The 9,256-nt window shown below is 42.2% G+C and carries 10 protein-coding genes; 9 read left to right on the top strand and 1 reads right to left on the bottom strand.

The genetic code is table 11. The annotated features are described in order from the left end of the window. Positions 1-199: 199 nt before the first annotated feature. From nhaC to DXC01_RS20930, 7 genes are all read left to right on the top strand, one after another. Entirely contained in the window at positions 200-1,645 is a 1,446-nt protein-coding gene (nhaC, locus tag DXC01_RS19265; protein WP_118254341.1) for a Na+/H+ antiporter NhaC, read from the top strand. Positions 1,646-1,726: 81 nt separating this feature from the next. Continuing rightward, on the top strand, positions 1,727-2,887 hold the full coding sequence (iadA, locus tag DXC01_RS19260; RefSeq protein WP_008391939.1) for a beta-aspartyl-peptidase: 1,161 nt from the start codon (positions 1,727-1,729) through the stop codon (positions 2,885-2,887). A 377-nt stretch (positions 2,888-3,264) separates the two neighbouring features. Then, on the top strand, positions 3,265-3,429 hold the full coding sequence (locus tag DXC01_RS20410; RefSeq protein ID WP_173906393.1) for a hypothetical protein: 165 nt from the start codon (positions 3,265-3,267) through the stop codon (positions 3,427-3,429). 25 nt (positions 3,430-3,454) lie between these two features. Further along, positions 3,455-5,128, top strand: a complete 1,674-nt coding sequence (locus tag DXC01_RS19255) for an IS66 family transposase (RefSeq protein WP_117640293.1) — start codon at positions 3,455-3,457, stop codon at positions 5,126-5,128. A gap of 309 nt (positions 5,129-5,437) precedes the next feature. Next, the gene (locus DXC01_RS19250) at positions 5,438-6,079 is read left to right on the top strand and encodes a hypothetical protein (RefSeq protein ID WP_005424144.1); all 642 of its coding nucleotides are present in this window, start codon (positions 5,438-5,440) and stop codon (positions 6,077-6,079) included. Between the two features lie 354 nt (positions 6,080-6,433). Then, complete coding sequence (locus DXC01_RS20060; RefSeq protein WP_005424142.1) at positions 6,434-6,652, top strand: helix-turn-helix domain-containing protein; 219 nt, start codon at positions 6,434-6,436, stop codon at positions 6,650-6,652. Between the two features lie 88 nt (positions 6,653-6,740). After that, positions 6,741-6,872, top strand: a complete 132-nt coding sequence (locus tag DXC01_RS20930; protein ID WP_005424140.1) for a hypothetical protein — start codon at positions 6,741-6,743, stop codon at positions 6,870-6,872. On the opposite strand, the gene DXC01_RS19245 is transcribed toward DXC01_RS20930, so the two are convergent. Beyond that, complete coding sequence (locus tag DXC01_RS19245; RefSeq protein WP_005424139.1) at positions 6,864-7,541, bottom strand: hypothetical protein; 678 nt, start codon at positions 7,539-7,541, stop codon at positions 6,864-6,866. The genes DXC01_RS20930 and DXC01_RS19245 overlap by 9 nt on opposite strands. A 543-nt stretch (positions 7,542-8,084) precedes the next feature. Here DXC01_RS19245 and DXC01_RS19235 point away from each other — a divergent pair. Continuing rightward, on the top strand, positions 8,085-8,624 hold the full coding sequence (locus DXC01_RS19235) for an RNA polymerase sigma factor (RefSeq protein ID WP_055056185.1): 540 nt from the start codon (positions 8,085-8,087) through the stop codon (positions 8,622-8,624). Continuing rightward, the coding region (locus DXC01_RS19230) for a DUF4179 domain-containing protein (RefSeq protein ID WP_147399649.1) at positions 8,618-9,256 on the top strand (639 nt) is incomplete at its 3' end. The genes DXC01_RS19235 and DXC01_RS19230, both read left to right, overlap by 7 nt.

The raw sequence follows: 9,256 nt of genomic DNA, 5'->3' as shown, positions 1-9,256 counted from the left end.
CTATTACCAGTTTACACCATCGGTCTTCTTAAGTCCAGCTAACCCTTGAACAGTAACGAACGAGAGAAAGAAAATTAAAAAAGTACAAACTTTTAGTTGTGGCCCTTCTCCTTTTCTGATATAATAAGTTCGGATTTTAAGCTTCTGCCGTGATAAAATGTGAAACTGTCGCGAATGAGGCTAAAAGGAGGAATTACAAATGAAAGAAAAGAAAAAACGGGCCAAACGTCTGCCCACCTTTGCGGAATCGATCACACCGATCATCGCAATGCTTCTGATCCTTACCATTGGAAAGGGCGTGTTCGGCTACAGCACGGAGCCGCTCCTGATCATGGTAGCAGCAATCGCGGCATTTATCGCGTTCCGTGTGGGTGTTACCTGGGATGAGATGATGGATGAGATCTGTACCAAGATTGCAAAAGGTATGCCGGCAATTCTGATTCTGGTATGCGTTGGCGCTATGGTTGGTACCTGGATGGCAGCTGGTACCATTCCGATGATGATTTACTATGGTGTTCAGATTGTAAACCCGAAATTCATGCTGGTTACAGCATTTCTGATCGAGGCTGTTGTATCGGTTGTTACCGGTACTTCCTGGGGTTCTGTCGCAACCATGGGTGTTGCCCTGATGGGAATTGCAAGTGCTCTGGGTGTGTCTCTTCCGGCTACCGCAGGTGCATGTATCGCAGGTTCCTACTTCGGTGATAAGATGTCTCCGCTGTCTGATACCACGAACCTGGCTCCGATCGCGGCAGGCAGCACACTGTATGAGCATATCGGACATATGTTTTACACCACCGTTCCGGCAACCATCGTTTCTCTGGTGGTATATGCCATTGTTGGTATGAACGCAGATGTAAGTGCAGATATCACCTCTGATACTGTTACTACCTTATTGAGCCAGCTTTCTTCCATGTACAGCTGGAACCTACTGCTCATCATTCCGGTGCTAATCGTGCTGGGAGGTTCCCTGTTTCAGAAGCCAACCATTCCGGTTATGCTTCTTTCCACCTTTGTAGCTGGCATAGAGGGTGTTTTCATTCAGCATGTAGCAATGGGTGATGTGTTAAAGGCAACGGTAAACGGCTTTAGTGTATCTATGATCCATCGCGCAGGCTTCGACACCGAGACTTGTTCCGAGGCGGTTACCAAGCTGTTAAACCGTGGTGGTATGAACGGCATTATGAGTACCACACTTCTGGTATTCTGTGCATTCTGTTTTGCAGGCATCATGAGCCGGGCCGGCTGTCTGGATGTTGTACTTCAGAAGATTTTAAGCGTGGCAAAGAGTACCGGCGCACTGATTACCGCAACGGTGGCAGCCTGCATTACCATGGCACTGACTACCGGTAACTCTTATCTTTCCATTTTGATTCCTGGAGAGATGTTCCGTGACGCTTATAAAGAGCGCGGACTTGCGGCAAAGAACCTGTCCAGAACCCTTGAGGATGCCGGTACTGTAGTGGTGCCGCTGATTCCGTGGTCCGCAGCAGGTGCCTATATGGCATCTACCCTTGGTGTAGAGACCCTGGATTACCTTCCGTGGGCAATCCTGTGCTACACTGGCTGGATCTTTGCAATCATCTGGGGCTTTACCGGATTCGGTATCGCAAAGCTTGCTGATGAGAAGAAAAAGGAGAACTAAATACGAAAGTCTTGTTCCACCGGGATTCCTGATTCCGGTGGAATTTTTGAAGAATAAAGAAAAGGCAGGAGAATAGACATTATGATCAAGTTACTGAAAAACGCGAATGTTTACGCACCAGAGAAATTGGGAAAAAAAGATATCCTCATTGAGGGAGAGAAAATCCTTCTGATGCAGGATTCTATCGAAGGCTATGAGGGACTCCCGGGAGTGGAGACTTATGACCTGGAGGGAAAAATCGTTGTTCCGGCTTACATTGACATGCATGTGCATATCACCGGAGGCGGTGGAGAGCAGGGACCGGCATCCCGTGTACCGGAGTCTCAGCTCAGCGAATTTTTAAAAAACGGTATTACCACCGTGGTTGGCCTTCTGGGTACAGATGGCGTAACCCGCAGTGTAGAGAATCTGGTAGCAAAGGCCCGTGCCCTGACCGAGGAAGGCATGACCGTGTATACACTGACCAGCTCCTACGGTTACCCGCCGACCACCCTGACCGGAAGCGTAGAGCGCGATATCATCCTGGTTCCGCCTATGATCGGTGTGAAGGTAGCTGTATCTGACCACAGAAGCTCCAATCCGGGCGGGGAAGAGCTGATCGCCCTGGCTACCGCAGCCCGCAGAGCCGGTCTGCTCAGCAACACACCGGGGCTGGTGACTATGCATATGGGTGACGGAGAGGGAAGACTGGATCCGGTATTCTATGTTCTGGATCATTCCGATGTTCCGGCCAAGAACCTGCTACCGACCCATATTTTACGTAATCCGGGCCTGATTGATGCCGGTGCGGATCTGGTACGCCGCGGCGGTTACATTGACTGCACCGCCGGTGCCGATGATGTAGAAGTAGAATCTGATGCCATGAAGCTTTACGAGCTCTTACACCGCGAAGGCGTGAAACTGGATCATGTCACCATATCCAGTGACGCATTCGGAAGCCAGCCACGCTTCAACGAGGAGGGCGAGTGCATCGGCCTGACATACGCATCTCCGAAGTATCTGCACCGCACCATTCAGATCCTGGTAAGAGAGGGTATGCCGCTGGAGGCTGCCTTACAGCTTCTGACCAGCACTCCGGCAGTGCTCCTTGGTCAGGAAGGAGTCAAGGGCTGTGTAGCAGAGGGCGCAGACGCAGATCTTCTGGTACTGGATGAAAATCTCGACATCAACAGCCTGTTTGCCCGTGGCCAGGTGGCTGTGTGGGAGCAGGAAGTGAAGATGAAAGGCAGATTTGAGCAGTAATGTTTTTATGATATGAATTGAAAGAAGCGAAGACCATCATGGTTGATAGGTTTTCGCTTCTTTTTAGTTACTGTTCAAGGGTATGCATAGTCCATTGTAAAAAGTGATGAAATTTATTTTTTTGTTTTGTGGATAACCAGTTCCAGTAGGAAAAATTATGTTTATAGTCTTTCCTGCTGTTTCTTTTTTGAAGAGTTATCCACCGGATTTTATTTTACACAGTACATTTTTTTATAGCCTTACCATATAGTCCTTATTTTTCAAGATACAAAATACCTGCTTGTCCACAGTCATATCGACGAAAGGACAATTCCTGGAAATTCGCTTTTTTCCCATGTTTCTGTTATACTTCTCTATAAGAAAGAGAGGGCTGCCTTATGGACATTGATTTAAAAGAAGAGATCAGAAAACAGGATGAGCTTCTTGCCGAATATCTCAGAGTGATTGAGATCCAGAAAGGACTAATCCAGGAACAGAAAAAAATGATCGAATATCTGGAAGATCATATCTCAAAGATCACAGATATCATAAGCGACATCTGACCCGAACACTTCTGGAGGAACATACATGCCGGATACTTATGATTACATTACACTTCTGTGCCGGCTGAAAGCAGCACAGACCAGAATTAAAGAGCTGGAATCTGGAGAAAGATATATCCATCTTCAGGAACTTCACCAAAAAGAATACATGGCTTATGAACGGAAGCTCCGGAGATTAACGCAGGATCTGGCAGCCGCCCATAGAGAAACGATCCGTGTCCGTAATTATTGGTTTCAGGTACTGGAAGATATGCAGAGGGAACTTGAACAGGCAAAAAGAAAGGCTGAGCAGGAACTGAAAAAAATGGAAAAGCGTGCACTGGATGCTGAAAAACAGCGGGATGATGCACTGGATAAAGCAAAAGAGATCCGTCTGCAGTATTATGAAACAGCTGCTGAACTGGAAGAAGAACGGGGGAAAAACCTGAAACTGCGTGCACAGATCAATCGTGACTATGAAAACTCCGCTATTCCTTCCTCTAAGTCGATCAAACGGAAAAAGATCGCAAACAGCAGGGAAAAAACAGGACGGAAACCGGGCGGTCAGCCGGGGCATCCCGGCCACCGCAGAAAAAAACAGGAACCCACACAGCCGGTTATCCTTCTTCCTGCACCGGAAAAAGTCCTGGAAGACAGTGATTTCAAAAAGACCGGCAGAACGATCATAAAACAGATGATGGGCATCCAGGTGCTCCTGAATGTGGTGGAATATCATGCAGATATTTACTACAACACAAAGACAGGTGAACGGGTGCATGCTGCATTTCCAGACGGGGTTGTGGATGAAGTGAATTATGACGGAAGTATCCGGGCATTCCTGTTCCTTCTGAACAATGACTGCTGTGTTTCTATTGACAAGAGCAGGAAATTCCTGTCAGATCTGACAGGCGGGAAACTGAATATCTCCAAGGGGATGATAAGCAAACTCAGCAGGGAGTTTGCTTTAAAAACTGTGCCTGAACGCAGGGCCACATATGCAGATATGCTGCTTTCTCCCGTCATGCATACAGACTGTACAAATGCGAAAGAAAACGGAAAAAGCTGTCATGTATACGTCTGTGCAGTACCGGATGGAAAAGTCCTGTACTTTGCCCGTGAGAAAAAAGGGCATGAAGGGATAAAAGGGACGGTCACTGAGGATTATCAGGGGATCCTTGTGCACGATCACGATGTTACTTTTTATAATTATGGAGCAGATCACCAGGAATGTCTTGCCCATGTGCTGCGATACCTGAAAGACAGCATAGAGAATGAGCCGGACCGTATCTGGAACAAAGAAATGCGTTCACTGCTACAGGAAATGATCCATTTCCGAAATGGAATCCAGCTGCCCCATAAGCCGGATCCAAAGACGATCTCCGGATTTGAAAAAAGATACCAGGCAGTACTGGAAACAGCCAGAAGAGAATACGGGGACATTCCGGCAAATGATTATTACAGAGACGGGTACAATCTATTCCTGAGAATGGAGAAATACATGCGGAACCATCTGCTGTTCCTGCATGATCTCCGGGTACCTGCCACGAATAACGAAGCCGAAAGGCTTTTGCGGAATTATAAGCGGAAACAGGCGCAGGCCGTGACATTCAGAAGTTTCGAAAGCATCGATTACCTCTGTCAATGCATGAGCATGCTTGTTTTGATGCGCCGGGAAGAACCGGCAAATATATTTGACAGAGTGTCCAGGATATTTGGATAAAGAAGACCGATGGCTCTAACTATTACCAGTTTACACCATCGGTCTTCTTAAGTCCAGCTAACCCTTGAACAGTAACGATAAGGTTAATAAGCCAGCAAATTTGTTTATGTTGGTATTGAATGAATTGAAGTAAATAGAGTATAATGTCCATGAGCAATGTCTCCTTTGGTAGTGTTGCTTGTGGTGATTGCATTATACCAAAAAAGAGGTCATTGCTCTTTTTATTGCGAACTCCCATAAAATCAAGGTTTAAACAATAAAAATCAGGTAGTAATTTGACACTACCAGTAAAAAAGAAAGGATAAAAAAATGAGAAAAAAGATTCTGAAAGTGTTTTTTGTGATATTGACAGGTATCACGGTGACCCTGACAGGATGTGAATTGTCAGGAAGCAACGAATCCGCGCAAACGGAAAGCGAAAGTGGTAAGGATGCTGTAAAGTTTATTCCAAATCTTACTACGGCTGTTACCAGGAAGCCAACGCCCACAGCTGTGGCAGCAAATCCAGGAGACAGTGTGCAGAATCAACAGTCTGGAAATAACGCAGAAGCGGAAATTTACCAAAGCCAGGGAGATCCCGCAGATCAGGAATCTGCACAGGAAGAAACTTATGATACCCAATATATCACTGGTAATATTCTGTATTCCGATGAAAATACGATAACAGTAGAAGTGGGCGAATCAGGAAATTATTATAATATGGTTTTTAATATAGAAAACGCCGTCCTGAATATAGCTAATGGGAGTGCTGTACGATCCGGACTGAATGTTGACCTGGAGTATTATAGTCAGAATAACGTTAATATAGTAATCATGCTTACGAGTGATGGGGAGGAATATTTACCTTCCAGTACATTAGAGGAAGCGCAGAAAATGGCCGACGAATATGTACCTGATGTGAGTGAATCGGAAAACGAAGATTTTGAAGATACCCCTCCCAGTGAATATTAGATTTTCTCGGAAAAGGCACTGCATATGCAGCGCCTCAGACTGTAGACAAACTTGGTGCTGGGTATAACACCCAACACCAAGTTTGTCTACAGTCTGGGGAATATTGTTTAAATACAATATTCCTTTTTTTATAGATATAAGAAACCTTTGATTCTGAACAAAAAATAAGTTTACATTTTTATGCCCAGATACTCTTTAAAAAATAAAAGGGTATATGATGCAGGAATATAAAGATTTGGTTATACAGGCGAAAAATGATTCAAAATATATGCAAAACTTACTTTGCATAATGGAACCTTTAGTAAAACCATATGCAAAAAAAACTTAAAAAAAGAAAAATACGAATGTGCATATATGGATAATGAAGGTGATTTACAAGAAAGCTATAGAGCGGATTATTCATCTGTGGAATTAGCATTTGATCTGAAAAATATAACCTTAAAAATGACTTCAAACCAAAGGGATATTTTAAAATACTTGATTTTAGGGTGGTCAGATAGTGAAATCGCATCTTTCTTACACTTTAGCCGTCAATATGTAAACAGAGAAAAGAAAAAATATATCAATTTCTGAAATGATTTTTTACATAAATAGTAAGTGCTGAATTATTGCTTGAATTTGTGACATAAACATATTTGCAGCAGTCAAAAGAAGAAGCAACATGTTTGAAAGAAAAATTAAGTCAAAAATGCCGCAGCCTTTGAAAATATTGGCTGCGGCATTTAAAATATATGATATGTTTGATGTAAAAAACATCAGGTTCTCAACCAGACATTTGGGTAAGTCAAGATGATGCTTCTGATATAAGATATGCAACATTAAAATCATCATATACTTGAGAATTTAAATGCATATCTTCATATAACTTGATATAGTCTTCGATTGTTTTGGTGTTATCCTCTGCATATATATGAGTGTTTCCATCGTTGTCCTCAACAAATAAGAGAGTAACATCTATTTTATCTTCTGTTAACCAGAAAGAGATATATTTTGAAAGAGTCCCATCAATTTCTGTGGCACCATCCAGAATTTGTTCATCTGATTCCAGCTCATTAATATGTTCCCAAAAAATTTGAGGAGAGAACGCAAGTAATTTTAAGTTTTTTTGAGAGTCTTCTGAGTACCATATATGTGCTTCTGTGTTGAGATAGTCGGTTATATTAATATCCGTATCTGCCGGTAACTCATAAGTTTCACCGGCGTCAGAAGTCAGCGAAAAGGTTTTTGCATGATTAGAATAAGAAGTGACAATCCCCTTGACAAAATAGTAAGTTATATCTGAATCACTATCATAATAAGAGCCGGAACCATCTATATCATAAGATACATATTGCCCCTCAGGCTCCTTAGGGGCGGAAAGGGTGATTAGATCTGAGGGGGCTTTGCCAAAAGCTTGTCCGGATAGCAATATACTACCGAGTACGATACTGCCTGCGATACATAGAATTTTTACATTATTCATGGTTAAATGGCCTCCTTGTTTAGTTATTGAATATTATATCAATTAAAGTGTGAAAATTGTAATTTTGACTTATCGAAATATGTTTTAGATAATATGAAGTGACCCCACATTTGTAGCAACGTGGATTTACCTGTATACTAGAGTTTGCTAAGAACAATGGTAACAGGGATTACCGCAAACGTAGGGGAGAACGAAAAATGAGACTACCGGATAAAATAGCACCGTTTCTGGAATTATTGCACATATACAGAGAAACTGGGTCAGAAAACAGCGAAAGCATATAGGATCGATCTAAGCAGTATTTTGGTTTAGTTGCTTGTGGAGAGCAAGACAAAGAGAAGCTTGAGGAATATATTACGGAATTACATAAAAAATATAAACACAAACAGAACAGAGATTAAAAAATCGGATATTTCGTTGGCAATAGAAGAGCCAACGGAAAAAAATACTTTTATGAGAACCGATTTCCTTTCCGATGCATCTAATTAGTGTAAAAGTAAACATGAATAGTAATCCAGCTGGACAAAAGGAGAAGACAAAGTTATGACAAAAGATGTATTTATTAAGGAGGTTCGGGATGCAGAAGCCATGCTGTATCATATATCGAAGTCCATTCTGAAGAATGACTCTGATTGTGGGGATGCTGTGCAGGAAACAATTCTTAAGGCATATGAAAAACTTCCCACTTTAAAGAAAGAAAAATATTTCCGAACATGGATCACAAGGATATTGATCAATGAATGCAAAGGGATTCTTCGGAAAAGAAAAAATGTTATTCCATATGAAGAATATATGGACAATATGAAAATGACTGAGGAGGACAGATACAGTCATTTGTATATGGCGATTATGGAACTTCCGGAGGATCTGAGGGTTTTGGTAACATTGTATTATTTAGAAGGATTTTCATTGAAAGAGATCAGTGAGGCTCTGGATATTCCGGAAGGAACGATCAAAAGCAGACTTTCACGTGCAAGAGAGTTTTTGAAGGTGCAGTTATCCGAAGAAGAGAAAAGACCGGCAACTGGGAAAAACAGTAAGCAATTAAAGAGAATAACAGGAAAGGGGAAAATGTCATGTTAGAGAAGAAATGGAATAATATCGCACCGGAAGTACCACAGGATTTTCATAATAAATTTGAAGATACACTAAAACAGATTGAACAGGCGGATTCAGTTGATAAAAAATATAAAAGAAAAAAAATCAGTGGACGATTATTGATTGCAGCAGCAGTAATCTGTACTGGTATGGCTGTTACTGTGGCTGCAAAAGAGTTCTTTAAATGGAATGATTACCTGGTGAAAAGACTGGATCCATCGGAGGAACAGCAGGAGACACTGCAGGAATCAACTTATATTCAGAATATAGACCAGTCTGTAACACAAAATGGTGTGACGGTTACCCTGACAGATTCTGTTCAGGATCAGGGATTCCTGTATGTTTTTTTTGAAGTGAAAACAGAGGACAGTATTTCTATGACTGATCATACTTCTTTTGAGGAGATGACACATTTTAAGATCGATGGAAAAGAAGTATATGCAGTGGACGATAACAGATTTGGAAGTTTCAATACTGGGGTAGGACAGGATGTGTTACTGAAAACAGATCAAAATTCTGCACATCTTAAATATTTTAACGCCTGTATATCTTATGACGGTGATTATGATCTGAGTAATAAAACAGTAGAAATCACATTAAAGAATCTTACGGAGGAA

The sequence above is a fragment of the Blautia sp. OM07-19 genome (assembly GCF_003481595.1).
Classification (GTDB): domain Bacteria; phylum Bacillota; class Clostridia; order Lachnospirales; family Lachnospiraceae; genus Blautia_A; species Blautia_A intestinihominis.
The sequence above is the reverse complement of the archived record's forward strand: the minus strand, read 5'-3'. Positions and strand labels throughout refer to the sequence as shown.